This window comes from Yokenella regensburgei (assembly GCF_003634235.1).
Lineage (GTDB): Bacteria > Pseudomonadota > Gammaproteobacteria > Enterobacterales > Enterobacteriaceae > Yokenella > Yokenella regensburgei.
On sequence record NZ_RBIZ01000003.1, the window covers coordinates 648,654 to 673,565 of the forward strand.

A 24,912-nucleotide genomic window follows, 5' to 3' on the forward strand; every position below is an offset into this window, starting at 1 on the left:
GCCTGGCGAGCGCTTTCACTGTCGGTGAATGTTTTTATTTTGTTGACAATTTGTATGAGTGGGCGCGTTGGCGCTTTTGCTACATACTATATGTTTAATAACGATAAATTGAAGGACGATTATTTTGGCGGGATCAAGTCTGTTAACGCTGCTGGATGATATTGCCACCTTGCTGGACGATATTTCACTGATGGGAAAACTGGCGGCGAAGAAAACCGCCGGGGTGCTGGGGGACGATTTATCCCTGAACGCCCAACAGGTTTCGGGGGTACGCGCCAACCGGGAACTGCCGGTGGTGTGGAGCGTGGCGAAAGGGTCGTTTCTTAATAAGGTGATCCTGGTTCCGCTGGCGCTATTGATAAGCGCTTTTCTGCCCTGGGCTATTACCCCATTGTTGATGCTGGGCGGCGCGTTCCTCTGTTTTGAAGGCGTGGAGAAAGTGCTGCATACCCTGCAGTCGCGCAAACATAAAAAAGATGAACAAGCGGCGGCGCAGCGGCTGGAGAGCCTGGCGAACCAGGACCCCCAGGTCTTTGAGCGGGACAAAATCAAAGGCGCCGTGCGCACCGACTTCATTCTTTCTGCCGAGATCGTGGCGATTACGCTGGGCATTGTTGCCGAAGCGCCGCTGCTGAATCAGGTGCTCGTCCTTTCCGGCATCGCAATTCTTGTAACAATTGGGGTTTATGGCCTGGTGGGGATCATCGTTAAACTGGACGACATGGGCTACTGGCTGGTGGAAAAAAGCAGCCAGCTGGCACAGAGTCTGGGCAAGGGGCTGCTGTTTATCGCACCGTGGCTGATGAAGTTTTTGTCGGTCGTCGGGACGGCGGCGATGTTCCTCGTCGGTGGTGGCATTATCGTGCACGGCGTTGCGCCGCTGCATCACGCCATTGAACATTTTACCGCGAGCCAGGCCGCTGCCATCCAGTGGATGCTGCCAACCTTACTCAATCTGCTGCTCGGTTTTGTGGTGGGCGCGGTGGTGGTGGGGGCCGTTTCTGTCGTCAGCCGTTTGCGCCAGACAAAAGCGTAAAATTCGTCCTGCCATTACGCAAATTTGACGGATTTCGTCTAAGGTTTGAGGGTTTCACCCTGATACAGGAGGCAACAATGGTCTTTTTGATCAGTGATGAAGTTAAGCCTAAAAACGGTGGGCCAAGCATGGTCGTGACCGGATTTTCCAGCGGGATGGTTGAATGCCGCTGGTACGATGGTTATGGCGTAAAGCGTGAGGCGTTCCGGGAAGATGAACTGGTGCCGTGGCGGCAGTCGGTTCAGAACGAGGCGTAGCGACCCCGCCCGGCAACGTTGCCGGGCGTTTTACTGAGCAATCTGACAGTGCCCTGCCACGGCAATCATGGAGTTTTTGTGCACCGCGTAACATCTGTGGAAAAGCCCTCCTGGCTGAACTATCTCAGCCGCCGTACGAACCCGGGAAGGGTCGTCAACTATTGCTTTATCATCGTTTTACTCTGTTCCACGCTGCTCACCTGGCGCGAGATCGTCGTACTGGAAGATGCCTACATCTCCAGCCAGCGTAATAACCTCGAAAACGTTGCCCATGAGATGGATGCCCAGCTCCAGTTCAACGTCGATCGTCTGTTCTTTTTTCGTAACGGAATGCGTTCGGCAGTAGAAATCCCTCTCGGGTTTGAAGTGCTGCGCAATGCGAAAGATGACTTTGAACACAAGCGCCGTCAGCCTGAATGGACCGTGCTTATTGATAAAAGCCGCACGCTGCCGGTGTATGGCGTGTCGGATAAATTTGTCGATGAGACGTCGATCCTTAATCGCGACAACCCGCTGCGCGATAATGAGCTGACCGCAACGCTTGAACTTGGCTACCTGCTGCGTCTTTCTCATCCCTCCCAGCGCCTGGCTGACCGTATGCTGTACGTTTCCCGCGCCGGATTCTTTCTCTCAAGCAACCCGGACGAAAACCCGAAATCGGTGATTATGGCTTATTACGGCCTCGTTACCAGCCCGTGGTTTGCCCAGCAGTCACAGCGTAATAACCCGGCGCGCGGCATCCGTTGGTACACGCAGCCCGCTCCGAAAGGAGAGAGCATTGAGGCAAGCCTCGTCACCGCGTCTTTACCACTCGATTTTAAGCACTACTGGTACGGCGTACTGGCGATGGACTTCTCCGTCAGCGAAATGAAAAACTTCCTCCTGCGTGCCGTTGAGGGCGAGGAGGAGGGAGAATACCAGCTGTACGACAGCAAGATGAACCTGATCGCTTCTTCAGCGGTGGGGGCGGATATCATCCACCTCGACAAACTGGAAGAGGCGCAGTTAGCCAACGATTTTGAACATGACAACCGCGGTGGATTGCGGTTGGTGACCCGCTACATTAGCTGGGAGAAGCTGCGTAACTTCGACGGTGTACTGCTGCGAATTCACAGCCTGAATGAGGGAATACGAGGTGACTTTGGCACCATTACTATCGCGCTGGCGCTGGTATGGCTGCTATTCACCAGCATGCTGCTGTTCTCCTGGTGGCTTATCCGCAGCATGGTCGCCAACATGACCGGGTTGCAGGAGTCGCTGCAGTGGCGCGCCTGGCATGATGCGCTGACCCGCCTCTATAACCGTGGCGCGCTGTTTGAACGTGCGGTCACCGCCACCCAGGAGTGCGAAGAGAAGCTCCTGCCGATTTCGGTTATCCAGCTCGACCTCGACTACTTTAAGCAGATCAACGACAAGTATGGTCATCAGGCGGGAGATCGGGTGCTCTCGCATGCCGCAAGCCTTATCACCAGCAAGATCCGCGAGGCGGACATTGCTGGCCGCGTAGGGGGAGAGGAGTTCTGCGTGGTGCTGCCGGGGGCCTCGCTACGCACGGCGATGGAGGCGGCAGAGCGTATCCGTGAGCGTATCCATAGCCGGGAACTGCTGGTGGGCAAAGGGGCGACGCAGCGCATCAGCGCGTCGCTTGGGGTGAGTAGCAGCGACGAAACCGGACAGTACGATTTTGAAGTTCTGCAGTCGATTGCCGACAAGCGCCTGTATCAGGCGAAGCAGAATGGCCGTAACCAGACCTGTGGCGCCGACGATTCCTGAAACGGCAGATGAGCCTCTTGCGGGAATAATTGAAATTTTTTGCCAAGGGATCGGTGGCCGCTGATTGGGACCGATCCCTTTATCACCAGGGCCGGAGCGGTAGTGCCCAAAAAAATCTATGCAAATTCAATTATTCACGTCAGGAATAATCCTTGTCACACAAAATTTTTGGCGATAATGTGTGAGCCACATCAGATTTTCTGGTGTAACGAATTTTAAGTGCTTCTTGCATATGCAAGCTTCATCCCGGGCCGAACGGCGCCGGGATTTTTTTCGCCTTAACGACTCATCTCCGTCACGCTGAAGTCGTGAATGTCCAGCTCGAACGCCTCGGCCATTTCACGCCACGTGTGATATTCGCGGCCGTCCACGCTGACGTGGCTGGGGTCATCGCTGGAACGGTGAACTTCGCTTTCGCAGATTTCGTTAATCGCGGCCAGTAGAGCGTCGACATCGACGTCGTCCCCGCCCCGGGTTCTGTCGGCATACATTTTCCCATCTTTCATAAGCCCTGCCTCCGTAGGGTCATTGGCTCATCTATTAGTATAGACGCGTATACTCGTCATACTTCAAGTTGCATGTGCGTTGGCTTCCTCGCTCACCCCAGTCACTGACTGATGTAAGCTCCCGGGGATCCACTGCGTCGCCTCCTTCCTGCAACTCGAATGATTTAGAGTATATAAAAGCACCGATCACACTCAGGCACGCTGATTGCGAATGCGTTTTGTTCTACACTGGCTGAAAAGCATTGTGGAGAGAAGCGTATGCAGGTCAACGATCGAGTGACGGTGAAAACCGATGGTGGTGAACGCAGGCCGGGCGTAGTGCTGGCGGTTGAGCCGTTCAGTGAAGGCACGATGTACCTGGTATCGCTTGAGGATTACCCACTGGGCATCTGGTTCTTTAATGAACTGGGACACGAAGACGGGATTTTCGTGGAAAAGAGTGAATAACCGCTGACGTTAAACCGGCGGCATGGCCGCCGGCTAACAGGCATCAACGCATGTTGACGTAGATCCCAGAGGTAACATGGTCGGTTAACCGAACAACATGGTAAATTACCTGCTTGTTATGTGTTTTTATTTTCTTTTTAATATTACCTTTATGTGAAGAAACTGTTTTTGCCTTTATATTCATCTGGTCGGATATCTGGATCGTACCCTGTCCCGACATCCACATTTTCAGCATACTGGATTCAGTACGGCTTAACGAAAGTGTAGGGAGATTAATATTACCAACCCCATTTGATTCTTTTTTGAGATAATCCCCTAAAATGTCATCCAGTGATTCCGGCTTAATTGATTTAGAGCTAATTAGTAAGTTTTTTCTGACCAGTAAATATTCATCAAAATGGATGTTTGCGATTGCCATAAATACGATAAACATTGTCCTGGTGTGTTGATTAATGATCTGCTTGATTTGCTGACTGCTTTGCGGATCATGAATAAAGCAGTCTTCATTAATAAACACGACAGACGGTTGACGGCTTTCACACACTTTTGCGAACTCTTCGACGCTGTCTACGTCACAGATGTCGCGCTTCTTCACCCCCCGGCTTGTCAGGTACCCGGTTAACCCCAGCCGGGTGTAACTGCACAGATCCATAATAATCGTTGACATGGCTTACCCCCACTCGATGTGTAACGATAATTAACCCATCACCTTCAATCAAAATCCCACGACCTGAATTAAACTTAAAATGAGCAGGGCGAACGAAATCAGGCGACCTCAACTATCCCGTAAAGTTACTTATAATTTGCCAGGAATCTTCTCAAAGTAAAGTAAATGTTGTGTTATGTGAATGTCTTAAAAGCAAATAAGCCGCGCCAGATATATCCTGGTAGATGTTTCCTCTAATTTTTTTTAGGAATATCCTTAGAATAACGGTGCGATAAGAAGGGGATTAAGGCGAGTTTATTTTCGGCAGTTCACTGATAATATCTGCGAGCAAATCAAAAATCTCACTAAATAAACGTTCGCAGAAAGGAGCAATCAACGGCATCAGTGCCGTCATCAATAAAATACCGACGGTAAGCGTAATCGGAAAACCGATAACGAAAACGGAGAGCTGCGGTGCCATTCGGTTCAGCATACCCAGCGCCAGGTTGATGGTCAGCAGCAGGGTAATCACCGGTAATGCCAGCATCAGACCGTTGAGGAAAATGAGCCCGCCAGCGCGGGAAAGCGCCATAAACGCATTGCTGTTTAACGGCTCGCCGCCAATGGGCAAAGTATGGAAGGTATCGACCAGTAAAGAAATCAGCCACAGATGGCCGTTAAAGACCAGGAACAACAGCAGCGCCAGCATATCCATGATGCGCGCCAGCACCGGCATGTTGAGGTTACTGCCCGGATCCACAAAGGTGGCAAACGACAACCCCATCTGCAGACCAATGATTTCCCCGGCGGTACGAATTGCCGCGAAGGCAAACTGCATGGTAAAGCCAAGGGCAATGCCAATCAGCACCTGCTGCAGCGCCAGCCACAGGGCGTTTGGTGAAAACAGCGTGACGTCGGTGGGCGGCAGCATCGGGGCGATGACAAAGGTAATCAGAAAACCGAGCCCCAGCTTCACCCGCTTAGGCACGGCTTTTTCACTGAGGATCGGCGCGGTCGAGATCAGCGCCAGCACGCGCAGCAGCGGCCAGAAATAGAGGCTTAGCCAGTGCAGCCACTGGTCGCTGGTGACGTGCATCATAGACGGTTAGCCAATGATGTAAGGCAGGTTGGAAAACAGCGTGCGCACATAGTCGAGCAGCAGATTCAGCATCCACGGACCGGCAACGATAATGGCGATAAACACCGCGATGATTTTCGGAATGAACGACAGCGTCATTTCGTTAATCTGGGTTGCAGCCTGCAGAATACTGATAAGCAAACCGGTAACCAGCGCTACAAGCAGCAGGGGAGCAGCGAGCGCGAGGGCGATTTTCATCGCCTCGGTGCCCATCATCATGACCGATTCAGGTGTCATCGTCAGACTCCTTAACTGTAGAAACTCTGGGCCAGAGAGCCGATCAGCAGCTGCCAACCGTCGACGAGAACAAAGAGCATGAGCTTAAACGGCAAGGCGATAGTCGCCGGCGGTACCATCATCATCCCGAGTGCCATCAGGACGCTGGCAATAACCAGGTCAATAATCAGGAACGGAATGAAAATGGTAAAACCGATCTGGAATGCGGTTTTCAGTTCGCTGGTCACATACGCTGGCAGCAGAATACGCATTGGCACCGCTTCCGGCCCCTGCAACGGGGCGGTGTTGGCCAGGCGGGCGAACAGCGCGAGATCCGCCTCACGGGTCTGGCGCAGCATAAACTCACGCAGCGGCTGGGCGCCTTTGTCCAGCGCCTGCTCCATCGAAATCTTATCTTCGCTGAAGGGCTGGTAGGCGTCGGCATAAATCTTGTCGATAACCGGCGACATGATGAAAAAAGTCAGGAACAGCGCCAGGCCCAGCAGCACCTGGTTAGGCGGTGCCGAAGGGGTTCCGAGCGCGTTACGCAGCAGACCAAAGACGATGATGATGCGGGTGAAGCTGGTCATCATCAGTAAAATGGCCGGAATAAAGGTCAGCGAGGTAATAAAAACCAGCGTCTGTACCGGCAGCGACCAGCTCTGACCGCCGCCCGGCAGCGGTTGGCTAACCAGACCCGGCAGTTGGGCAAACGCGGCAGGGGAGAGCAACCACAAAGCGGTCAGCGAAAGGGATAACACGCGCTTCATCAGGATCTCCCGGAACGCTTGAGAGTATTTTTTATTATCGAGGCGAAATCGGGCTGGACCGTTTTCTGTTCTTCGGCAGCGGCTGGTGCAGGCGGCAGCGTATGCAGCAGAGTCACCTGACCCGAGGTCACGCCAAGCACCAGGCGGGCGTCCTCAACGTCAACAATGACCACCCGTTCACGTTGGCCCAGCGAAGCGCTGGCGCTGACTTTAAGCCCCCGGTTACCGCCGGATTTAACGCCGCTGAGTCCGACGCGTTTGGCAAGCCAGGCCGCCGCCAGGATCAGCAAAATTATGCCCAGCAGGGCACCGCTGACCTGAATCAGCGGTGACGAGTTGGGTGTAGCAGGCTGGCTGATGATGGCCTGGGTTTTCATCTTAGCGGCTCAGACGACGCATACGTTCGGACGGGGTGATGATATCGGTGATGCGCACGCCGTACTTATCGGCAACGACCACGACTTCACCCTGCGCAATCAGGTAGCCGTTGATGAGAATATCCAGCGGCTCACCGGCCAGACCGTCGAGCGCCACCACGGAACCCTGCGTCAGGCGCAGCAGCTCTTTAATGGTCATGCGGGTACGACCCAGCTCAACGGTCAGTTTGACCGGAATATCCATGATGAGATCGATATCTTGCAGCGTACCGCTGGCATCGCCACCGCCGAGCTGCTGGAACACCGCATCGGCAGCGCTCTTGCTGGTGGTGGTTTTCTGTTCGTTCAGTGCATCAGCCCACAGATCGTCCATTGCTCCGCTGTTGTCATCGGACGGGGTATTCATATCACTCATTTGGGCTGTTCCTCATTCAGCGAATTCAGTATCGGATTAATCAAATGCTCTACGCGTAACGCGTATTGACCGTTCAATGTGCCGTACTGGCTGGTCAACACCGGTACACCATCCACGTGGGCAATAATGCGGTCAGGTTTTTCGATCGGCAGCACGTCACCCGGTGACAGCTTCAGGATCTGCGACAACCGCATCGAGATATCGGCAAAGTTCGCCACCAGCTCCAGCTCGGAGTGCTGCACCTGGCGTACCAGGTTTTCACGCCAGTTCTGGTCTTCGCTGCGGGAGTTTTCCAGTGGCGGGTTCACCAGCACTTCGCGCAGCGGCTCAATCATGCTGAACGGCAGGCAAATATTGAACTCCCCGGTCAGGTTGCCAATTTCGACATGGAACGGCGTATTGACCACAATGTCGTTCGGAGAGGTGGTGATATTGGTAAATTTCACCTGCATTTCGGAACGCACATACTCCACTTCCAGTGGGTTGATGGCTTTCCAGGCATCGCTGTAACCTTCGAGCGCCAGCTTCAGCATGCGGTTAATCACGCGCTGTTCGGTATGGGTGAACTCGCGGCCTTCCACTTTGGTCGGGAAGCGACCGTCACCACCAAACAGGTTGTCCACCGCAATGAACACCAGGCTTGGTGAGAACACGAACAGCCCGGTACCGCGCAGCGGCTTCAGGTGGATCAGGTTAAGGTTGGTTGGCACCGGCAGATTGCGGGCAAACTCATGATACGGCTGAATGCGAATCGCACCGACGGTGATGTCCGGGCTACGACGCAGCAGGTTGAACAAGCCCATACGGAACTGACGGGCAAAACGTTCGTTGATGATTTCCAGCGCCTGCAGGCGCTCACGCACCACGCGACGCTGGGTATTAGGATCGTAGGGACGAATATCGCTGTCGCTGACTTTCCCTGATTTGGGTTCGTCTGCATTGTCACTGTCGCCGTTAAGCAGTGCGTCGATTTCGGCCTGAGAAAGAATACTATCGCCCATGGGATTACCGCAGAATGAAAGCTGTATACAGAACGTCAGTCACTTCCTGCTTCGGTTGACCCGCAACCAGCGGCTGGGCAAGCGTGCTCTTGATAGCGTCGACCAGTTTTTGTTTGCCGGTATCGGTGGCAAGGTCGGTCGCATTTTGACGAGAGAACAGCAGCAGCAGGCGGCTACGAACTTCCGGCAGATACTCGCTCAGGCGCAGGCGGGTGGCTTCATCCTTCAGGCGCAGGGTGATCCCGACGTACAGCACGCGGTCAGCATCGCCAAGGTTAACGGTGAAGGTATCAAGCGCATAGAACACAGGCGCAGGCGGCGGCGGAACCTCTTGTTTCGCGCTCGCGGCGGGGTGTTGCTGCAAACGCCAATAACTATATCCCGCGGTGGCGCAGGCGGCGAGCGTCACCAGCACTAACAACGGGATCCAGATTGAGCGTTTACGTTTTTTACTGAGAGCAGAGTCTGTCATCTGTTACGGTCATCCTGTTTACAGCTTATGGTGTGATTATCCCGTCTCCCGCGCGCGTCAAAGCGTGGAAAAGACGGGAATAATCACGTTACCTCTGGCGTTAGGCGAACGTATCGACCGCGCCAGTGCCTCGAGTGAGAGATTGCAGGCTGGCAGGCGCAAGCAGCGTGTCGTCTTCTTCAGCCGCGGCGGAGCCCTGAGCAGAAGAGCGGGATGCGTTCTGCTGCTGCGAGAACGACTGCTGTTGTTGCCCGGAGAAACTCTCGCTGCTGATGTTGCTTTGCCCCAGCTGAATGCCGCTTTCTGCAAGATGCGTGCGCAGGGTGGGCAGGGCGGCTTCCAGCGCCGCGCGAACGTGGCTGTGTGATGAAACCATCTGCAGCTGGGCCTGATTGTCGTCAAGCTTGAGGGAGATATGGATCTGTCCCAGGTCTTCCGGGTGCAGACGCAGCTCGGCGGACTGCTGTCCCTGACGAGTAAACAGCGTGATGTGCTGGCTAACGTTCTGCTGCCAGTCCGGGCTACCCAGTGGTGCGCTGATGGTTGGGGTCGGCACGCTGGCGACCGCCGCAGGTTGCGCGGTGGCAGGACTCATCATCGGTGCGACGGGCGTGGTAGACGCGGTGGGCGTGGGCGCGCTTTCAGCCTCCGCCTTTACGGCCGCAGTGGCCGCCAGCGGGGAGTTTTGTGTCAGTGCTGGATTTTCACCGGCTTTTGCCGCCAGCGGTGCGTTTTTGCCTTCACCTTTACCCGGGAGCTCTGTGGCGGCCAGTGATGTCCCGCTTTGAGCCGCGGTGCTGGCAAGTCCGGACAGGGTGACGTTAGCCTGCGCGGATGGTGTGGTTGCCGGTACGTTCAATGTTTGCGCCTGCGGCAGCATCGCCATCAGCGCGCTTAAGCCTGCAAGGTCGTCTTCGCGCAGGCCGCGGGCATCAGATTTCAGCCCCGTTTTCACGTCAGCCTGTGGCAGAGTCTTTGCCGCATCCGTGTTGGCCAGCGGTGCGGTGAGCGAGGCCAGCAGCGCCTGCGCATCGCTCAGCGTTTCGGCGTCTGACTTGCTGAGCGCGGCTTCAGGATGCTCCTGAGCCTGGCCCAACAGCTGGTTGAGCTTCTGGGCACCGGCCCTGGCGTCGCCTTTGGCAAGGCCCGCGGCGGCATTTTGCAAATCGGTCAGCGTCAGCGCAGTTTTACCATCGCCGCCTGTTTTGGCAGAAAGCGCTCCCGCCAGCAGCGAGAGAAAATCCTGCGCGTCACCGGGGAGCTTCGCCGTTTGCCCGGCGGCGGAGACGTCGGTATCGCTAAGGATAATTTTCGGCAAGCTAATCATTCTGGTTTCCTTAAGGTTGCTCGTTGGGCGAATTCGTCCATTTTTTTCTGGTCCAGACGGTTTTCTGCCAGCAGTTCGGCGGCAGCCTGTCTGTCCTGCAGCGTTTGCCATGCCTGTAAACGCTGTTTTTTCTCACGCCAGAAGGTCAGGGCCTGGCTGACACGGCTCTCCCACTGGGAAAGCTGTTCGCGGTGCTGGTCGATGGCCTTTTCAAGCGTAGCAATAAACTGCTGATAGTTTTGCCAGCGCAGGCTGCCGATCCCTCGCGTCATGTCACCGGCAAGGTTGTTCTGGTACTCAAGCTGATAATCCATCAGCATTTTCAGCTGCTCTTCCGCTTGCTGAAACCCGCGACGCATTTCGCCTAAGCGCAGCGCGGCGTTATCCACTTCTTTTTCGGCCAGACCTTTTAATGTCGTTAATGCACCATGTTGCGCCATAATCGCAGACCTCCTGCTTCATCACGCCGTAGGGAAAATCAGTTCCAGCGCCTGCAGCGAATCGTCCCAGTCCGAACGTTCAAAAATGCCCTGCTGTAAGAAAGCTTCCAGCTGTGGCCAGAGCGTTATCGCTTTGTCGAGCATCGGGTCGCTGCCCTTGGCATAGGCCCCGACGCTGACCAGGTCACGGTTACGCTGGAAACTGGAGAGCAGCTGCTTGAAGTGACGGACGCGGGCGTAGTGCTCTTCGGTAATGAGCGATGTCATTGCACGGCTGATCGAGGCTTCTATATCAATCGCCGGATAGTGACCGGCTTCGGCCAGGCGACGCGAGAGCACCACGTGACCGTCAAGGATGGCGCGCGCCGAGTCGGCGATCGGATCCTGCTGATCGTCACCTTCGGTAAGCACCGTATAAAACGCGGTAATCGAGCCACCGCCGCTGATACCATTCCCGGCGCGCTCAACCAGCGCTGGCAGTTTGGCAAATACGGAAGGCGGATAGCCTTTGGTGGCCGGTGGCTCACCGATGGCCAGCGCAATTTCACGCTGGGCCATGGCGTAGCGGGTCAGGGAATCCATGATCAGCAGTACGTGCTGTCCGCGATCACGGAAATCTTCGGCGATGCGCGTGGCATAGGCGGCACCCTGCATACGCAGCAGGGGAGAAACGTCCGCCGGTGCGGCGACCACCACGGAGCGGGCGCGACCGTCGGCACCGAGAATGTTTTCAATAAAGTCTTTAACTTCGCGACCACGCTCGCCGATGAGCCCCACGACGATAACGTCGGCCTGGGTGTAGCGTGCCATCATGCCAAGCAGCACGCTTTTACCCACGCCGGAACCGGCGAACAGGCCCATACGCTGGCCACGGCCAACGGTGAGCAGGGCGTTAATTGGGCGAACCCCGGTATCCAGCACGTGCTCAATGGCGGTACGCTGCAATGGGTTAAACGGCGGGGTGATAAGCGCGCCGGTCTCGGTAGTGTCGGGCGCAGGCAGGCCATCCAGTGGCTTACCGCTGCCGTCGAGCACGCGACCGAGCAGAGCAGGGCCAAGGGGCAGCTGTTTGCCGCTTTGCAGGCCGTCGCCCGTGCTGTTGCGGGCATACACGCGCGCTCCGGGCAGAACACCTTCCACTTCTTCAAGCGGCATCAGGAACAGGCGGTGGCCATTAAAGCCTACCACTTCGCTTTCCACTTCCTGAGTTTCAGTACCATCCTGACGTTCAATAATGCAGGTTGCACCGAGCGGCAGCTGAAGCCCGGTGGCTTCGAGCACCAGCCCGGTTGCGCGGGTTAAGCGCCCGTAGCGACGAACCGCAGGCAGCTGCGCCATGCGGGTTTCGAAGTTGTCGAGGGTCGTGAGCCAGCGGGTCAGACGTGCAGTCATCAACAGGCTCCGGGTGCCGCCAGGCGGCACAGTTCCTGCCAGCGGGTTGCCACGCTGGCATCAAGATCGCCTTCATCGGCAGAAACTTTGCAACCGCCAGGATGCAGCGTTGGATCGCCGCGCAGTCGCCAGCCGTGCAGGTTAAGGGTTGCGCCGAGCATCTCTTCAACGCGCTGTAGATCGTCCGGATGCACCCGCAGCTGCGGTTTGCCGCTGAACAGCGGCTCCTGCTGCAGAAGACCCTGGATCTGTTTAATCAGCGCTGAGTTATCCACCGTCGGCGCATAGCCGATAACCTGACGCGCGGCTTCCAGCGCCATCTGCATCAGACGTGAGGCAATCACGCTGTCGAGGGCATCGAGGGTGTGCTGGAACTCGCTGACCAGCTGCTGCATGCGGGCGTGGAGCGGTGCCTGCTGCTGCTGTGCCTGTACCAGACCTTGCTCAAGGCCTTTCGCCAGACCTTCCTGATACCCCTGGGCGTGCCCGTCGCTGCGGCCTTCTTTAAGACCGGCCGCATAGCCCTGCTCGTGCGCCTGCATCTGCATCTGGGCGAGCTGCTGCTGAAGCTTCTCTTCTTTGCGGAGGTCGTCCACCGCTTCGCCGTCGAACACCTCTTCAGGCTCCTCAAAAGCAGGAGCGAAGGAGGGCATCGGCGGCGCGAGGTCGTCGGGTTGCCAGACTTTCCATGCCGAATTATCAGACATAGGTGTCGTCTCCGCTGCCAATCACCATCTCGCCGGTTTCTGCCAGACGACGAACAATAAGCAGGATGGCTTTCTGTTCGTTCTCGACCTGCGACAGACGGACCGGACCACGGTTGGCGAGGTCGTCGCGCAGGATGTCGGCAGCACGCTGCGACATGTTGCGCAGGAACTTCTCGCGCAACGGTGGCTCGGCGCCTTTGAGAGCGATAAGCAGCGATTCGGAATCCACTTCCTGCAGCAGGCGCTGGATACTGCGATCGTCGACTTCGACCAGGTTTTCGAACAGGAACATCTCGTCGATAATCTTCTGCGCCAGCTCGCCGTCGAATTCGCGCACGGCGGTGATAACCGCTTCTTCCTGCTGCGTTTTCATCAGGTTGATAATCTCGGCTGCGGTTCTCACGCCGCCCATTTTGCTGCGCTTGAGGTTCTGGCCGTCGAGCAGGTTGTTCAGCACTTCGGTCAGTTCCGCCAGTGCGGCAGGCTGGACGCCGCCGAAGGTGGCAATACGCAGCATCACGTCGTGACGCAGACGTTCGTCGAACAGCGCCAGAATATCTGCTGCCTGGCCGCGTTTGAGGTGCACGAGGATGGTGGCAATGATCTGCGGGTGCTCGTCGCGGATAAGGTCGGCCGCGCTCTGTGGCTCCATAAAGTTGAGCGTTTCAATCCCGCTGGTGGTCTCGTTGGTTTCGAGAATATCCTCCAGCAGGCTGGCGGCACGCTCTTCCCCGAGGGCTTTCACCAGCACGGAACGCAGGTATTCGTTGGCGTTGACGTTCAGCGCCGCAAACTGTTCGGCTTCCTGCTCAAACTCTGCCAGTACGTCGGTCAGCTGTTTGTTGGAGATCTGACGCACGTTGGCCATTGCGGCACTCAGCGTCTGTACTTCGCGGGTGGAGAGGTGTTTAAACACCTCTGCCGCACGGTCTTCGCCAATGGTCATCAACAGGATGACGCTTTTATCGGTTCCGGAAAGATTACTCATGGTCGTTATTCATCCACTGGCGAATGACCAGCGCCACCACGCGCGGATCGTTGTCTGACAATTCACGGATGCGCTGGCTCATCACCTCGGCACCCAGGCGCTGGTTAGCACGGCGCTGCTGAACTTGTTCGTCTTTGCTGAGGCGAACTTCCACGGCGTCTTCGGTTTCCTGACGCACGCGGGCTTCTTCCACGGCAACTTTCGCCATCTCCTGGCGGCGGATGATTTGCGGACGAACCGCTTTACGCCACAGCAGCCAGGCGACCAGGGCAACCAGCAGCCAGCGTCCGGCGGACATCAGCTGATCGATAAACCACGGCTGTTTCCAGAACGGCAGGTCGCCGCTGGTGTCTTCGGTGCTGTTGAACGGCGAGTTCACCACGTTCAGGGTATCGCCACGGCTGTCGGTAAAGCCCATCGCTTCGCGGGTCAGATTTTCAATCTGTTTAATCTGATCGGCGGTCAGCGGCAGCGGTTTGCCGTCCGGCAGGTTGCGATAGTTCACCACCACGGCAACCGACAGACGCTTCACGTCGCCCACATTCATTTTGGTGTGGCGAATGGTACGGTCGACTTCGTAGTTACTGGTTTCGTTACGCTGAGTATTGCTTGGGCCGTTGCTGGTATTGCGCTGAGCGTTGGTCTGCGTATTTTGCTGGTTGGCAGGCGGCGTAGAGATAGGCGCATTTGGTGCTGGCGCCGGGGAGTTCGACAGCGCCCCAGGTACACCACCAGGATACGGGCTACCGAGCTGCTCGCTCTCGCTCACCTGACGGGAACGAAGGACGGCCTGGCTTGCATCACCGTTCGGGCGATACTGCTCTTCGGTCTGCTCTTTATTATCGAAGTTAATCTGGGCGGTAACCTGCGCATGCACGTTGCCGCTGCCGACGATAGGTAAGAGGATGGATTCAATGCGACGCTGAATACGCGCTTCGACATCGGCAGAGTATTTCAGCTGTGCGTCGTTAAGGTCACGATCGCCGGTATTGGACTGGGTCAGCAGATGACCGCCCTGATCGACCAGCGTCACGTTGCCCGGCGGCAGGCCCGCTACGGCGCTGGAGACCAGATGAACGACGGCTGCGATTTGTCCTTCGTCGAGCGCGCGGCCTGGTTCCAGGTTCAGCGTGACGGAGGCAGAAGGGGATTTTTGTTCACGGACGAACAGTGTTGGTTTGGGCATTGCCAGGTGGACGCGAGCGCTTTTTACCGGACCTAAGGTTTCAATGGTCCGCGCCAACTCACCTTCCAGCGCGCGCTGGTAGTTAACCTGCTCGCTGAACTGGCTGATGCCAAATTTTTCCTGATCCAGCAGCTCAAAGCCAACGGCGCCGCCTTTCGGCAGCCCCTGCTGAGCGAGGCGTAAACGCAGTTCGTGAACTTTTTCTGCCGGAACCTCAATCGCACCGCCGCTGTCAGCGAAGCGATAAGGCACATTCATTTGCTGCAGTTGGGTGACGATGGCGCCCCCATCCTGATCGGACAAATTCGAAAATAGTGTGCGGTAGTCCGGGCTTTTCGCCCAAAGCACAAGGGCCACAACGATAGCGACCGCTGCGGCACTGGCCACCATTAACGGAATTTTCGGATTGGCACGCAGGCGATTGATCCACTCTGGAATTTTAGTTTGTGGCGTGGTCGTTGCAGTCGCGCTCATTGCGCACCTCGTAAATCCTGGCCAGTGGCGAAAAAGAGATTGAGAAACAAAACAGACTCCCGGGTCGACAAACGCATAAAAAAAGCTATGCCATTATTTGATGCTTCAGAATTTTTGATGGGCCAAATAACCCGTTTTTTTGTCGCTAATTAGCGCCTTTATCTCATTGACAAGCTGGTAATCTCAGCCCCAGAAATTCATAAAAGAGGAAAGATCATGGCTGTTCAGGGTATCGAGGGCGTACTGAGCCAGATGCAGATGACGGCGAGCGTCGCGCGCAATCAGGCCGTTGAAGCACCGCAGGGCGTCAGCTTTGCCGGGCAGCTTACCGCTGCGCTGGACCGCATCAGCGACACGCAAACCGCGGCACGTGCACAGGCAGAAAAGTTTTCACTGGGTGAACCCGGCGTTGCGCTCAACGACGTGATGACCGATCTGCAAAAATCGTCTGTTTCACTGCAGATGGGGATTCAGGTGCGCAACAAGCTGGTAACGGCGTATCAGGAAATGATGTCCATGCAGGTGTAGGTATAGTAACCTACTGAATATTATTATTTATTTACATCAGATCCCACAGCGTGGGGCATGGATGGGGCAAACGCTGATAGTTTCTGGTTCAGAATGACTACCTGGTCCTGGTTGTTTTCCGCCATCCAGGATCCGTATACCCGGTAAACCATCTGAGCATCCGAATGGCCCATTTGCTTAGCGATGAAGTTCGGGTTGGCGCCAGCCGTTAAAGACCAGCATGCGTACGTATGCCTGGACTGGTATGCTTTGCGGTAGCGAATCCCGGCGCGCCGCATTGCCGCCTCCCAGCTCTGGTTAATAGATCCAACTGCGTAATGATGCCCGGCCAGGCCATTTCGCATTACGATCTGAGGATTGAACACGAACGTGCAGAGATGCTGTTCGGTTCTTCCATATTCCCTGAGCTTTACTTCAATCTGATGCTGCTTCCCGAGCCGGGTCATTTCGGCCTGGTTTTTCAGTACATCTAACGCAGGCTGGATAAGGTTAATCACCCTGTCTGTACCCGCATCCGTCTTTGGAAGGGTGAATTCCTTCGTCAGAGTGTGGTTGCGGCGGATCGTCATCGTCCCGGCTTTCAGGTCGATGTCCTCCCAGGCCAGTGAAACGAGCTCACCATGACGGACACCGGTATAGACTGCCAGCGACCACATGTTTTTCAACTGCTGATGCCGGCAAGCATCAATCAGGCGAACGAACTCATCACGCGTCAAGGGGTCAGGTTCCGTCCTGGACTTCTTCAGCGGCGTTATCCCAGAAAAAGGGTTGGCCCTGATATATCCGCTATCCGTGGCAAACTGAAACATGACCGCCATGATGCCCATGTAGTTGTTAACCGTTGGAACGGTTCTTCCCTTCACCGGCGTACGGTGTCCTTTCTTCATAACCTGGTAGCCAGTTAGCAGGTCCTTCCTGATGAACAGCAGATCTTCCTGTGTAACCGAAGATGCAAGTCTGCTCTCTCCAATCCGCGGCACCATATTCCTGACGATAGACTTGTACCTGCCAAGGGCATTCGTGCTTATCTCCATCTTCTTCAGCTCGAGCCATTTTCTGGAAAGCTCAATGACCGTAATTTCCCGGTTTTCTGCACCGAATTTCTTCAGGTTCGGAGAATCAGGGAACTGAGCTGAAAAGTTGAAGCTCCCCGTCTTAATGGTGAAGCACACCGACGCGCGCAGCTCGCCAGCCACTTTCCTGTTTTTTGGTGTATCCGGTACGCCAAGGTTCTCCCTGACCCTGGCGCCTTTGTAGATGAACCATATGCGGAGAGTCCCGCCATGATTCTCAACGCCTGTTGGGTATGCTGACTTAGCCATTGTTCCCTCCTGACGTCCAAGAGCCCGTTAAGCATAAACGGATCTTCATTGGCGCGCACCCGGCTGTTTCTTTGACATGCTCTCAACCCATTGGTCGACAGCTTTACGGTTGTACATGCACTCGCTGTTCGGCTTTGGTATACCATCCGGGGAAACATGAATATATTCCCGACCAACCATCCATGACTTTTTGCGCGCAGCTTCAATGGTACCCGGGCGAAGCCCGGTAATTTCGACGAGCTTATCTTCCGTCACCCAGTCATTGGGCACGATAAATGTCATTTCGCTCATAGGTATCTCCAGGCAAAAAAGAACCCGGCGCGGGGCCGGGCGAAAAGGGATAATGGAGCAGTGCTTTCGCACCCAATAGCCAGCTCATAACTGGCTATCAGTTGCGTCAGTCGTCTTCATCTTCCTCCCAGTCCTCGTCGTAATAAGGCGGGGCCAAAAGAGGGTTGGTTGCGGAAAGAACTTCTCCGGCTGCACCCTGGCGCTGTAGACGGCGAAGCGCTTCGTATAGCTCGAAAGCCTCTGTACGCTGGTCACCAATATCGAGAGAACACGCTACTTTGTGCGCATCAGCGATCAGGGTTGAAAGTTGGCTCCGGATGTCCTGAATGGTTTTCATATCTCTCCTCACGCCGCACGCTGGGCGCGCAGCTTCTTCAGGTGTTCTGCTGTTTCGATTTCTTCGGCGATCCGCTCAGCCTGTGCTTTAGTCAGCGGTTCAAATTCGTGTTGAAAGCGGACCATGCTGGCAATGCAGGTGCGTCCGTTGCGGATGTAGTGGATTACTTCGTGGGTAGCGCGGAGGATTTTGCAGGGCGCGCCGTGGCGATCAGAGTAATACTCCCCAAGCATCAGGAAGCTAAAAAGTCGACTCTTCATGTTTCTCATCTCTTTTAGCGCGGGCTAATTGATGAGCGGCCGACGCCTCTTCCTCGGTGTCGAAACGTCCAAGAGAGGTTCTTTTCCCATCGATTGAAATGTGCGCCTCCCAACGACCATGCTTGGTAAGGCTAACCCCTTTGCAATTTGATGTGCAGCCACTCCTTTTCCTCTGATTCTTGGTCTGATCAGACTGAGTGGCCCATCGACAGTTCCCGGGGAAATACCCAAGATTATTGTCAATCCTATCGATGGTCATTCCGCGTGGCCTTTCACCCATATCAGCAAAGAACTCGCTGAATTCATGCCAGCGGTAACAAACGGTAATCCCACGACCTCCGTAATTTTTGTAATTTACATTGCTGGGGTTTTCGCACCGAGACAGCATTGCGCACCACGTTCCATAAGTTTCAGAACCATGCTGGCCATGCTTAGTCCTGAGCCTGACGGAAACCTCCCGGCTCAGGCAGCCGCAAGATTTAGTAAGGCCAGATTTAACCCTACTGATAACTGCGACGGTCTCATTTCCGCATTCGCAGATGAACCTGCCTTTCCTGTTCTTGCCGCTCTCCCTTGGAAGGCGCTCGATCATTGTTAGGCGCCAGCGCTTTTCCCCTTCCGAAAAATTCTCAATCATGTGAATTAACCCTCTGGATTATCCTGAACATTGGGCACCACCTTAAATTCGATTACCCAGACCCATGGGTTGGCCTTCCAACTCTCCTCGCCGTAGATTGATTCCCACAGCTGCGCAAAGTTGTCATATGGAGTCCATACTTCACCGCCGCTATCCGGGTCAGAGTATGTTGGCCGCCATCCGGTAAGCTCCATGCCTTCAGCTTGCGCATCCTCCTGGCTGATACTATTCAACCGTTCCACTCGCACGCCGGTAATCTCCAACAGAATACGGCTGGCATTGCGCGGCATGTGGATGGACGGTGTCCAGCGAATATCGGAAGCTGGCGGCACATTCTCGTAATGAGATGGAACGTGATCAGGATAATTCGCGCGATATAGCTTTAGCTCCGGCGCGCCAGCACCAGCTTCTGCCCACGTTTCGCGCACCCAGATGCGGTCGCCGACGGCACCGAACGGGCAGGTATAGCCTTCATTCTCATCAGCAACGCCAAACACATCTTTCTTTGCAGGCTGCAGGTATCCGTTTTTATCGACCACGCCAGGCGTGTACCAGTGTGCGTTTAAATCCAGATCGTAACCGTTATGAGTTGGGTGGAAGCCATCAGACGGCTGAATTGTCATGATGCGCCGTGTCTGCGTCTTTCTGCCGTCGAGAATGGCCCGGACCATCTCGCCGTTAAAAATCATTCCTCGCTCTTTCACTGGATCCCCCTCTGCTTATTCCTCAATTCGATGACGCCCTGGCACTCCGCGCAGGTCTGGCAGCCGGGAACGGCAGCGCGCCGCGGCTCGGGAATCGGTTCGTCGCATTCTTCACAACGCTCAGCTGATACGTCGTTACGGTTCACTCGGTGAGCGGAAAGGGCAGCGTTACGCTGAAGCTCTTCAATCTCTGCTGCGGTATCGATGATGTCGGCCATGGTCAATGCTCCCGGAACTGTCGGTTAATTCGGTTGAAGGTGAACGCCAGCAATAAAAAAGGCCGACTAAGCGACCTGGTGATTAGTGCCTTCATGCGGCGCGCTCCAGTTCTGCGAGCCCACCACGCACTGCATCAATGATGCGTTCGAGGTACTGATAATGATGGTTCGGCACTGACGGCCATTTTGCGTACCATGGATCATCGCCTAGCAGGTTAAGCAGCTTGTCGCCGACGAGATAATTGCAGCAGCTGGCCTTCACATCATCAGCATCTTCAGCCTCATCCCACATTGAGCGGGCTTCATTGCCGTCAATTTCCTGCTCACGACGCAGCCGGACAATCTCACCCTTAACGAAAGCGAGGTTGGCATCATTGTCATCATCTACTGTGCTTTGCAGCTGCGGATCGAAATAGCCGATAAGGTACTCATTGCTGACGCGCTTAATGAAGTCCTGAACAGTGTCACCGCCCATAGCAAACCAAGCCCCGGTCCACGCCTTACCGAAGCAGGTGATGGTGATGCGACCCTTACCGGGCTCATAGTTTTCAATCATCACCCTGACCGGGTCGAGGCGTTCAACATCTGAAATGGTAAACGCCAGAACATCGCTTTTTTCAACCTTCACGATTCCACTCCGAAGCGGCGATTAAGCCGCCCTGTGTATACGACGAACTCCAGGAGGCTAACTCCCAGAGCTTCTATTTTCTTGTGATGCTTGTTGATGATGGGAGGCACCGTTTCGTTCCAGTTAGGCTTTGGCTTCTTGCGCATGGCCTACTGGATTTCTTCGGTGCAGCGGCGGCAGGCGGCGCGGAGGCATTCTCATCTGCTGGCGTCATGCGGCCTCCCGGCGGGCGAGAAGTTTCACCCCGAAAGCCATCAGCTCGTCCCGGTCCACAGTTGCGAAGTGGCAGTGTGTACGCGGGTACGGTCGCCATATGATGAGCATCGACCCTTTGTTGTTTCCGCTGACCGGCTTACCGGTGATCGGGTTGATAAATGCCAGACGCCCGGCGGTGATGAAGCGAACCTCGCTGGCGGTCTGGATGGCTTCCTTGAACCAGCCAACTGAAGTGTCGGCCGGTACCAGCATGGCCGTGCCGATCTGATTGGCGCTCTCGGCAGCGGCCTTCTTAACGAACGGAGTAATGTCGCTGTAAGGTGGGTTCAGCCAGACGTAGCCGGGAATGCTCATGTAATCAGCCCAGGGCGTTTCCAGCGTGTTCTGCTCGGCGGTGATGAACTTCCTGCACAGTGCGTTATGCGGCGCTGCTGCGGCATCAAGCTGGAAACAGAACTCAGCATCAAGGGAAGCGAAAAGGGCTGGTGGGGTGCGCCAGAGGTCGCGCTGTTCTGCCGGAGTATGGCTTCCTCCATATCCAGTGCGGATCGAAACTTGGCTTTCTTCTTCCTCTGGCTCTGGGTTATCATCCACTTCACAAGTCAGTGCTTCGCAGCTTTCAGTGCATGAGTTAGGGTCATATCCGCCGCCGCCTTTTATTGTTGCTGCAATTTCTTCGCGCGAACTGCCAGAGAACATTGCGATTACGCTCTCCAGAGAATTGTTACCGCGATACATGATTTTGTTTTCCTGCTGCCGTCGTTCCACAACTCTTACCGAAGGGTTGGTAATAAGATTCCAGAACTCAGCGGCGAGCTCAGGCTCGTCGCGTGCGGCGAGGGCGACCTTGTTTATTCCTTTTTTGATACAGAAAACGCAGTTGCCCAGGTGTTCTGGAATGCCGAGGTCAAACGGCTGATCCTTCCACCAGTCGAGAATGTCCTGCTTTTCGAAATCGCTTATATCTGCCAGATAACTAACGCCATCTCGTGGCTTTAGCCTGCGCTGCTCGTCAGCGCGAATACCGATCCAAGTGTGATACTGGCCGAATGTGTCCCGGCAATATCTTTCGAAAACTTCCATTTTCATGGTCCTGGTGCAGAACGCGCCGTGGACATATGGGGTGCCGTACTTTTCGCATACGTCTTTCCATGGCTGAAGATCGGGACCGATATCATCCAGCGGTACCACCGAGTAACTGTTTGCCTTACCCAACTCAGGATTGACCTTTACACGGAGGCAGATCAGTTTAATCGACCATTCGCGCGCCAGCGTCTTGATGAACTCGTAGGTCCCTTTGTGCTCTGCCCCTGTGTCCATGTAGACATAGTGAACTTCTTCACCATTCAGCCTCCGTTGCTCCATTAAATGAACGAGATAAGCCGAGGTTCTTCCGCCAGAGAAACTGACAACTTGAGATATGCTCATGCACCCTCCCGCTCCGGATCGTTAACATCCCAGCCATTACGCTCAATATTGGTTTGCAGCCGCTTATCTCCGACCTCTTCGATACTTCTGCCGGTTATCTCTGCGACTTCTGCGTTAGTGTGGCGCCACAGGAGCGCCAGTTCTTCGGTTGTCCACTCCATCGTGGCGCTCCTGATTTTATTAAGTACCGTTAAAAGGGAATGTCATCATCGAATTGAGGATTCTGATTACTCTGTGATACCTGGCGATTGGCCTGCTGCAGTCGTGAATCAGGTACTGAGTTCGGATCCTGCTGATTGCCTCCCCATCCGCCACCGCTATGTGATGGCGCACCCCATCCGCCGCGGGAAGAATCGTGAGGTTTGCGGTCGTCTTTGTCTTTCATGGTGCGCTCAAGCGTAGCAATCGCTTCTGCTGGCGTTTTGTCGGTGAATTCTTTGTAGGTCAGGCGTGAACCTGGCTGGAATACGTGGCGCACTTCGAGTTTGTAACTATCGCCGCTACCATCTTGTTTGGTAGTGAGGATCTTCTGCAGGAAAAGGCCAACACGTTTACCTTCAAGCGCAGGTAGGAACCATTCTGGCCCGTTCTGACCTTGTCGCTGCTGTGCCTGAGCATCCTTTACCTGGGCGGCCCACATAATGGCGGCGATCAGACCCATGCCAAATGTCTGGCTTCCATCTCGGCCGATGAAGTTGATGCGAATGAAGTTAGCTTTTTGCCCATCGGCATCGAGAGAAAGCGTAAGAGCCTGTGACTGTGAGCCATCCTTGCCGAACTCATACACCGCTGAGGTGATGAGCCCTTCGTATGCGCCGGTTTCAGAAATGCCAGCGGAGGATCCGGCTTTGAGTGCTGCTTCTGCCGACTGCTGGTTCCAGGTAAAGCTGATTGGTTGGTTCATCGTTATCTCTCTTATAAGTCAGTGAATTCAGAAATTGCGTTGTCGAACGCCGCCAGGTCGTTATCCATGTCAGTCACTTCCGGACCGAATAGGTCAGGAGGACATTTCACGGTGTCGTTGTCGTCGCCCTTCAACAGGAAAAGGTGTTTGCCGTCGCGCTTGATGATGCGCAGAACGATAGGGAAGTAGCCTTCGGGGGTGAGCTTTTCGTTAAGCATCTTGCCGACGGTCTTCATCCTGATTTTTCCTTCGCTCTCTTCGGTGTGGGCGAGGAAATAGACGCGGAAGTCGTCAGGAAGCTGGGTGGCGGCCTCAATAATGCGCCAGGCATGCTCCGCCATTTCGGTGAACTTGGTGTAGCCAGTCTCGTAGGCCCGGTCCATGTTCTCGTGCTGCATGACCGCTTGAAAGTCATCGATGATCAGCATCTTTCGGCTGCTTTGTGCTGCGTTACGGATTACGTCAAGAAGATGCCGGCCATTGCGGATATCAACCACGTTACCGCGCTGGATAGAGTTATCCGCAAGGCGTTTGCCGTGAAGTTTCCAGCCAGTGTTGCGAAACGGTAGGGCCTTACGAATACAGCGGGCGAGAATGGCATTTTCCGGGTTAACGTTGCGGATGCTGAACGTCTTGCCATACCCGGAGTCGGCAAGGATGAGAGTCATCACCGCCATAAATCACCCCTTAAGCCAGTGTTTGATGGTGAAGAGAATGTCTTCGTCGTCGCTGTTGCTGGACAGCCAACGCAGATACCCGACGTCGATTTTGGCAATCTCTTCGAACGTCAGCCCCTTATGCTTGCCAAAGCGGATCGCCTTAATCAGTGATGGGCTATTCGATATGGCCCGCATTTCACCCATCGTCCACTTTGCCAGGCGACCCATATACAGAAGCAACTCAGCGGTGACATAGCAGTCATACAGTGCGCGGTGCGCATACAGACCTTCTGGTAGTTCAGGCTTGAGGCCCAGACTGTAACGAAGGTACTGGTTACTGTGACTTGGATGATCAGGGAGAAGGGCGCGGGCCAGCTTAGCGGTGCAGATCCATGGAGCATCAATTTGCGGCAATTTCGATTTGTCGAACTTGGCGTTGTGAGCCACATATGCATCTGCACCCATGTAGCGACCGATAACCTCGCTTATCAGTGGTGCGTCAGCGACCATATCCTCGGTGATGTGGTGGATAGCCATAGCCTCGAAACTGATCGCCTCTGTGGGCTTCACAAAGTCGCTCATGGGGTTGCAGATAACGCCATCAACAATGTCAACGCTGGCTATCTCCAGCACACTTCCTTCAAGGCTGGTGGTTTCGGTGTCAATCACTCGTAACATTCAGGTATCTCCGTTTTTGAGTCGTTAATTGCGTCAAACTCTGCAAGCTGGTGGGCGACTGTTTCAAGGTCTGCCGGCTGCAGGTCGTACAGCAGGCAGAGCATGGCAACCATCAGCAAACCGCTGTGTTGAGTTACCATTTGCTTCTCCGTGATGATTGGGATCTGCCAGGATGAAGGCGAAAGAATTTCTCAGCACAGCCTTTGTCTTCGCAAAAATGACTCTGGCTGGTAGTCATGTACGTCGATACGTTGCGCACAACGCAGTCTTTCGGATGCCGGCGGGCGCCACAGCAGGCGCACATCACTGACTGAAGGTGTTCTGTTGCAGACTCCAGAAAAATGCTTTCTGAAAAACTGCCTGGCACACCGCGTGAATCGACATACTCGATCATGTTTTCGGTTCGCCCGGCGCTGGTGGTGAAGGCACCACGGCCAGTAAGTTTTACGATTTGCCCTCCCAATTTCAGGCGGGTTCCTGCTGGAAACCCAGCAAGTCGCTCTGCTGTTAATCGTGCATAAGGTTGCATAGAGA

Annotated in this window: 34 protein-coding genes and 2 pseudogenes; 5 read left to right on the forward strand and 31 right to left on the reverse strand. The window is 55.1% G+C overall.

Annotated elements, in window-relative coordinates; translation table 11 throughout:
- Positions 1–118: 118 nt before the first annotated feature.
- The 3 genes from C7387_RS03140 to dgcQ all read left to right on the forward strand — a co-directional run bounded on the left by C7387_RS03140 (position 119) and on the right by dgcQ (position 3,066).
- Positions 119–1,036, forward strand: a complete 918-nt coding sequence (locus tag C7387_RS03140) for a DUF808 family protein (RefSeq protein WP_120816035.1) — start codon at positions 119–121, stop codon at positions 1,034–1,036.
- A 77-nt stretch (positions 1,037–1,113) separates the two neighbouring features.
- Positions 1,114–1,293 carry a YodC family protein gene (locus C7387_RS03145; protein WP_006820590.1) on the forward strand — a complete coding sequence of 60 codons (180 nt, stop codon included), beginning with the start codon at positions 1,114–1,116 and terminating at the stop codon, positions 1,291–1,293.
- Between the two features lie 96 nt (positions 1,294–1,389).
- Positions 1,390–3,066: a cellulose biosynthesis regulator diguanylate cyclase DgcQ gene (gene dgcQ, locus C7387_RS03150; protein ID WP_038256740.1), complete on the forward strand. Its 1,677-nt coding sequence runs from the start codon at positions 1,390–1,392 to the stop codon at positions 3,064–3,066.
- Positions 3,067–3,344: 278 nt separating this feature from the next.
- On the opposite strand, the gene yodD is transcribed toward dgcQ, so the two are convergent.
- Positions 3,345–3,572: a YodD family peroxide/acid resistance protein gene (gene yodD, locus C7387_RS03155; protein WP_006820587.1), complete on the reverse strand. Its 228-nt coding sequence runs from the start codon at positions 3,570–3,572 to the stop codon at positions 3,345–3,347.
- Between the two features lie 258 nt (positions 3,573–3,830).
- Here yodD and dsrB point away from each other — a divergent pair, with 258 nt between their 5' ends.
- Positions 3,831–4,019 carry a protein DsrB gene (dsrB, locus tag C7387_RS03160; RefSeq protein ID WP_006820586.1) on the forward strand — a complete coding sequence of 63 codons (189 nt, stop codon included), beginning with the start codon at positions 3,831–3,833 and terminating at the stop codon, positions 4,017–4,019.
- Between the two features lie 43 nt (positions 4,020–4,062).
- On the opposite strand, the gene rcsA is transcribed toward dsrB, so the two are convergent.
- The 14 genes from rcsA to fliF form a co-directional block, all read right to left on the reverse strand.
- Positions 4,063–4,686, reverse strand: a complete 624-nt coding sequence (rcsA, locus tag C7387_RS03165) for a transcriptional regulator RcsA (RefSeq protein ID WP_006820585.1) — start codon at positions 4,684–4,686, stop codon at positions 4,063–4,065.
- Between the two features lie 283 nt (positions 4,687–4,969).
- Complete coding sequence (gene fliR, locus C7387_RS03170; RefSeq protein ID WP_038256745.1) at positions 4,970–5,764, reverse strand: flagellar biosynthetic protein FliR; 795 nt, start codon at positions 5,762–5,764, stop codon at positions 4,970–4,972.
- Between the two features lie 6 nt (positions 5,765–5,770).
- The gene (fliQ, locus tag C7387_RS03175) at positions 5,771–6,040 is read right to left on the reverse strand and encodes a flagellar biosynthesis protein FliQ (protein WP_038256747.1); all 270 of its coding nucleotides are present in this window, start codon (positions 6,038–6,040) and stop codon (positions 5,771–5,773) included.
- Between the two features lie 11 nt (positions 6,041–6,051).
- Positions 6,052–6,789 (reverse strand): flagellar type III secretion system pore protein FliP, encoded by a 738-nt coding sequence (gene fliP / locus C7387_RS03180; protein ID WP_006820582.1) that lies wholly within the window; start codon positions 6,787–6,789, stop codon positions 6,052–6,054.
- Positions 6,789–7,166, reverse strand: coding sequence for a flagellar biosynthetic protein FliO (fliO, locus tag C7387_RS03185; RefSeq protein ID WP_006820581.1), 378 nt, complete (start codon positions 7,164–7,166; stop codon positions 6,789–6,791). The genes fliP and fliO overlap by 1 nt, the downstream gene beginning before the upstream one ends.
- A 1-nt stretch (position 7,167) precedes the next feature.
- Positions 7,168–7,581: a flagellar motor switch protein FliN gene (gene fliN, locus C7387_RS03190; RefSeq protein WP_006820580.1), complete on the reverse strand. Its 414-nt coding sequence runs from the start codon at positions 7,579–7,581 to the stop codon at positions 7,168–7,170.
- On the reverse strand, positions 7,578–8,582 hold the full coding sequence (gene fliM / locus C7387_RS03195) for a flagellar motor switch protein FliM (protein ID WP_006820579.1): 1,005 nt from the start codon (positions 8,580–8,582) through the stop codon (positions 7,578–7,580). Before fliM ends, fliN begins: the two co-directional genes overlap by 4 nt.
- A 4-nt stretch (positions 8,583–8,586) precedes the next feature.
- A complete protein-coding gene (gene fliL, locus C7387_RS03200) occupies positions 8,587–9,054 on the reverse strand; it encodes a flagellar basal body-associated protein FliL (RefSeq protein ID WP_006820578.1) in 468 nt (155 codons plus the stop codon).
- 100 nt (positions 9,055–9,154) lie between these two features.
- On the reverse strand, positions 9,155–10,381 hold the full coding sequence (gene fliK, locus C7387_RS03205) for a flagellar hook length control protein FliK (protein ID WP_006820577.1): 1,227 nt from the start codon (positions 10,379–10,381) through the stop codon (positions 9,155–9,157).
- A complete protein-coding gene (gene fliJ, locus C7387_RS03210) occupies positions 10,378–10,821 on the reverse strand; it encodes a flagellar export protein FliJ (protein WP_006820576.1) in 444 nt (147 codons plus the stop codon). The genes fliK and fliJ overlap by 4 nt, the downstream gene beginning before the upstream one ends.
- Positions 10,822–10,842: 21 nt before the next feature.
- The gene (gene fliI / locus C7387_RS03215) at positions 10,843–12,213 is read right to left on the reverse strand and encodes a flagellar protein export ATPase FliI (RefSeq protein ID WP_006820575.1); all 1,371 of its coding nucleotides are present in this window, start codon (positions 12,211–12,213) and stop codon (positions 10,843–10,845) included.
- Positions 12,213–12,920 (reverse strand): flagellar assembly protein FliH, encoded by a 708-nt coding sequence (gene fliH / locus C7387_RS03220; protein ID WP_006820574.1) that lies wholly within the window; start codon positions 12,918–12,920, stop codon positions 12,213–12,215. Before fliH ends, fliI begins: the two co-directional genes overlap by 1 nt.
- A complete protein-coding gene (fliG, locus tag C7387_RS03225; RefSeq protein ID WP_006820573.1) occupies positions 12,913–13,908 on the reverse strand; it encodes a flagellar motor switch protein FliG in 996 nt (331 codons plus the stop codon). Before fliG ends, fliH begins: the two co-directional genes overlap by 8 nt.
- On the reverse strand, positions 13,901–15,568 hold the full coding sequence (gene fliF / locus C7387_RS03230; RefSeq protein WP_112471386.1) for a flagellar basal-body MS-ring/collar protein FliF: 1,668 nt from the start codon (positions 15,566–15,568) through the stop codon (positions 13,901–13,903). Before fliF ends, fliG begins: the two co-directional genes overlap by 8 nt.
- Positions 15,569–15,784: 216 nt before the next feature.
- Here fliF and fliE point away from each other — a divergent pair, with 216 nt between their 5' ends.
- A complete protein-coding gene (fliE, locus tag C7387_RS03235; protein WP_006820570.1) occupies positions 15,785–16,096 on the forward strand; it encodes a flagellar hook-basal body complex protein FliE in 312 nt (103 codons plus the stop codon).
- Positions 16,097–16,119: 23 nt separating this feature from the next.
- Here fliE and C7387_RS03240 read toward each other — a convergent pair whose 3' ends face one another.
- The 16 genes and pseudogenes from C7387_RS03240 to C7387_RS03305 all read right to left on the reverse strand — a co-directional run bounded on the left by C7387_RS03240 (position 16,120) and on the right by C7387_RS03305 (position 24,907).
- A complete protein-coding gene (locus C7387_RS03240; RefSeq protein WP_120816036.1) occupies positions 16,120–17,418 on the reverse strand; it encodes a tyrosine-type recombinase/integrase in 1,299 nt (432 codons plus the stop codon).
- Positions 17,419–17,463: 45 nt separating this feature from the next.
- The gene (locus tag C7387_RS03245) at positions 17,464–17,709 is read right to left on the reverse strand and encodes an excisionase family protein (protein WP_120816037.1); all 246 of its coding nucleotides are present in this window, start codon (positions 17,707–17,709) and stop codon (positions 17,464–17,466) included.
- A gap of 106 nt (positions 17,710–17,815) precedes the next feature.
- Positions 17,816–18,046 carry a hypothetical protein gene (locus tag C7387_RS03250; RefSeq protein ID WP_120816038.1) on the reverse strand — a complete coding sequence of 77 codons (231 nt, stop codon included), beginning with the start codon at positions 18,044–18,046 and terminating at the stop codon, positions 17,816–17,818.
- Between the two features lie 8 nt (positions 18,047–18,054).
- Positions 18,055–18,306: a DUF4222 domain-containing protein gene (locus C7387_RS03255; RefSeq protein WP_244922334.1), complete on the reverse strand. Its 252-nt coding sequence runs from the start codon at positions 18,304–18,306 to the stop codon at positions 18,055–18,057.
- A 642-nt stretch (positions 18,307–18,948) separates the two neighbouring features.
- Positions 18,949–19,647 carry an ASCH domain-containing protein gene (locus C7387_RS03265; protein WP_244922335.1) on the reverse strand — a complete coding sequence of 233 codons (699 nt, stop codon included), beginning with the start codon at positions 19,645–19,647 and terminating at the stop codon, positions 18,949–18,951.
- Complete coding sequence (locus C7387_RS03270) at positions 19,644–19,865, reverse strand: TraR/DksA family transcriptional regulator (protein ID WP_120816042.1); 222 nt, start codon at positions 19,863–19,865, stop codon at positions 19,644–19,646. The genes C7387_RS03265 and C7387_RS03270 overlap by 4 nt, the downstream gene beginning before the upstream one ends.
- Before the next feature lie 91 nt (positions 19,866–19,956).
- Positions 19,957–20,493, reverse strand: a complete 537-nt coding sequence (locus C7387_RS03275) for a phiTE_072 family protein (RefSeq protein ID WP_120816043.1) — start codon at positions 20,491–20,493, stop codon at positions 19,957–19,959.
- Positions 20,490–20,707 (reverse strand): annotated as a pseudogene (locus C7387_RS23085) (hypothetical protein). The gene C7387_RS03275 and the pseudogene C7387_RS23085 overlap by 4 nt, the downstream one beginning before the upstream one ends.
- Positions 20,704–21,258, reverse strand: a complete 555-nt coding sequence (locus C7387_RS23090; RefSeq protein WP_244922362.1) for a phage N-6-adenine-methyltransferase — start codon at positions 21,256–21,258, stop codon at positions 20,704–20,706. Before C7387_RS23090 ends, C7387_RS23085 begins: the two are co-directional and overlap by 4 nt.
- Positions 21,259–21,771: 513 nt before the next feature.
- A pseudogene (locus C7387_RS23095) lies at positions 21,772–22,137 on the reverse strand (phosphoadenosine phosphosulfate reductase domain-containing protein); the annotation flags it as partial.
- Positions 22,134–22,298 (reverse strand): hypothetical protein, encoded by a 165-nt coding sequence (locus tag C7387_RS22985; protein ID WP_166791149.1) that lies wholly within the window; start codon positions 22,296–22,298, stop codon positions 22,134–22,136. The gene C7387_RS22985 and the pseudogene C7387_RS23095, both read right to left, overlap by 4 nt.
- A gap of 29 nt (positions 22,299–22,327) precedes the next feature.
- Positions 22,328–23,041 (reverse strand): hypothetical protein, encoded by a 714-nt coding sequence (locus tag C7387_RS03290; RefSeq protein ID WP_120816045.1) that lies wholly within the window; start codon positions 23,039–23,041, stop codon positions 22,328–22,330.
- An 11-nt stretch (positions 23,042–23,052) separates the two neighbouring features.
- Positions 23,053–23,718 (reverse strand): ATP-binding protein, encoded by a 666-nt coding sequence (locus C7387_RS03295; RefSeq protein ID WP_120816046.1) that lies wholly within the window; start codon positions 23,716–23,718, stop codon positions 23,053–23,055.
- 3 nt (positions 23,719–23,721) lie between these two features.
- Positions 23,722–24,378: an exodeoxyribonuclease X gene (gene exoX, locus C7387_RS03300; protein ID WP_120816047.1), complete on the reverse strand. Its 657-nt coding sequence runs from the start codon at positions 24,376–24,378 to the stop codon at positions 23,722–23,724.
- Positions 24,366–24,518, reverse strand: a complete 153-nt coding sequence (locus tag C7387_RS22990) for a hypothetical protein (RefSeq protein ID WP_166791150.1) — start codon at positions 24,516–24,518, stop codon at positions 24,366–24,368. The genes exoX and C7387_RS22990 overlap by 13 nt, the downstream gene beginning before the upstream one ends.
- Entirely contained in the window at positions 24,512–24,907 is a 396-nt protein-coding gene (locus C7387_RS03305; protein ID WP_120816048.1) for a hypothetical protein, read from the reverse strand. The genes C7387_RS22990 and C7387_RS03305 overlap by 7 nt, the downstream gene beginning before the upstream one ends.
- Between the last annotated feature and the right edge of the window lie 5 nt (positions 24,908–24,912).

Coding starts and splice junctions, on each gene's coding strand:
- C7387_RS03305 (WP_120816048.1), bottom strand. CDS start 24,907: ATGCAACCTTATGCACGATTAACAGCAGAGCGACTTGCTGGGTTTCCA.
- C7387_RS22990 (WP_166791150.1), bottom strand. CDS start 24,518: ATGGTAACTCAACACAGCGGTTTGCTGATGGTTGCCATGCTCTGCCTG.
- fliR (WP_038256745.1), bottom strand. CDS start 5,764: ATGATGCACGTCACCAGCGACCAGTGGCTGCACTGGCTAAGCCTCTAT.
- fliH (WP_006820574.1), bottom strand. CDS start 12,920: ATGTCTGATAATTCGGCATGGAAAGTCTGGCAACCCGACGACCTCGCG.
- fliQ (WP_038256747.1), bottom strand. CDS start 6,040: ATGACACCTGAATCGGTCATGATGATGGGCACCGAGGCGATGAAAATC.
- fliG (WP_006820573.1), bottom strand. CDS start 13,908: ATGAGTAATCTTTCCGGAACCGATAAAAGCGTCATCCTGTTGATGACC.
- yodD (WP_006820587.1), bottom strand. CDS start 3,572: ATGAAAGATGGGAAAATGTATGCCGACAGAACCCGGGGCGGGGACGAC.
- C7387_RS03250 (WP_120816038.1), bottom strand. CDS start 18,046: ATGAAAACCATTCAGGACATCCGGAGCCAACTTTCAACCCTGATCGCT.
- fliO (WP_006820581.1), bottom strand. CDS start 7,166: ATGAAAACCCAGGCCATCATCAGCCAGCCTGCTACACCCAACTCGTCA.
- fliN (WP_006820580.1), bottom strand. CDS start 7,581: ATGAGTGATATGAATACCCCGTCCGATGACAACAGCGGAGCAATGGAC.
- fliJ (WP_006820576.1), bottom strand. CDS start 10,821: ATGGCGCAACATGGTGCATTAACGACATTAAAAGGTCTGGCCGAAAAA.
- fliM (WP_006820579.1), bottom strand. CDS start 8,582: ATGGGCGATAGTATTCTTTCTCAGGCCGAAATCGACGCACTGCTTAAC.
- C7387_RS03245 (WP_120816037.1), bottom strand. CDS start 17,709: ATGAGCGAAATGACATTTATCGTGCCCAATGACTGGGTGACGGAAGAT.
- C7387_RS03240 (WP_120816036.1), bottom strand. CDS start 17,418: ATGGCTAAGTCAGCATACCCAACAGGCGTTGAGAATCATGGCGGGACT.
- fliP (WP_006820582.1), bottom strand. CDS start 6,789: ATGAAGCGCGTGTTATCCCTTTCGCTGACCGCTTTGTGGTTGCTCTCC.
- dsrB (WP_006820586.1), top strand. CDS start 3,831: ATGCAGGTCAACGATCGAGTGACGGTGAAAACCGATGGTGGTGAACGC.
- C7387_RS22985 (WP_166791149.1), bottom strand. CDS start 22,298: ATGGAGTGGACAACCGAAGAACTGGCGCTCCTGTGGCGCCACACTAAC.
- fliF (WP_112471386.1), bottom strand. CDS start 15,568: ATGAGCGCGACTGCAACGACCACGCCACAAACTAAAATTCCAGAGTGG.
- fliI (WP_006820575.1), bottom strand. CDS start 12,213: ATGACTGCACGTCTGACCCGCTGGCTCACGACCCTCGACAACTTCGAA.
- C7387_RS03270 (WP_120816042.1), bottom strand. CDS start 19,865: ATGGCCGACATCATCGATACCGCAGCAGAGATTGAAGAGCTTCAGCGT.
- rcsA (WP_006820585.1), bottom strand. CDS start 4,686: ATGTCAACGATTATTATGGATCTGTGCAGTTACACCCGGCTGGGGTTA.
- C7387_RS03295 (WP_120816046.1), bottom strand. CDS start 23,718: ATGGCGGTGATGACTCTCATCCTTGCCGACTCCGGGTATGGCAAGACG.
- fliE (WP_006820570.1), top strand. CDS start 15,785: ATGGCTGTTCAGGGTATCGAGGGCGTACTGAGCCAGATGCAGATGACG.
- fliK (WP_006820577.1), bottom strand. CDS start 10,381: ATGATTAGCTTGCCGAAAATTATCCTTAGCGATACCGACGTCTCCGCC.
- C7387_RS03255 (WP_244922334.1), bottom strand. CDS start 18,306: ATGAAGAGTCGACTTTTTAGCTTCCTGATGCTTGGGGAGTATTACTCT.
- C7387_RS03290 (WP_120816045.1), bottom strand. CDS start 23,041: ATGAACCAACCAATCAGCTTTACCTGGAACCAGCAGTCGGCAGAAGCA.
- exoX (WP_120816047.1), bottom strand. CDS start 24,378: ATGTTACGAGTGATTGACACCGAAACCACCAGCCTTGAAGGAAGTGTG.
- fliL (WP_006820578.1), bottom strand. CDS start 9,054: ATGACAGACTCTGCTCTCAGTAAAAAACGTAAACGCTCAATCTGGATC.
- C7387_RS03145 (WP_006820590.1), top strand. CDS start 1,114: ATGGTCTTTTTGATCAGTGATGAAGTTAAGCCTAAAAACGGTGGGCCA.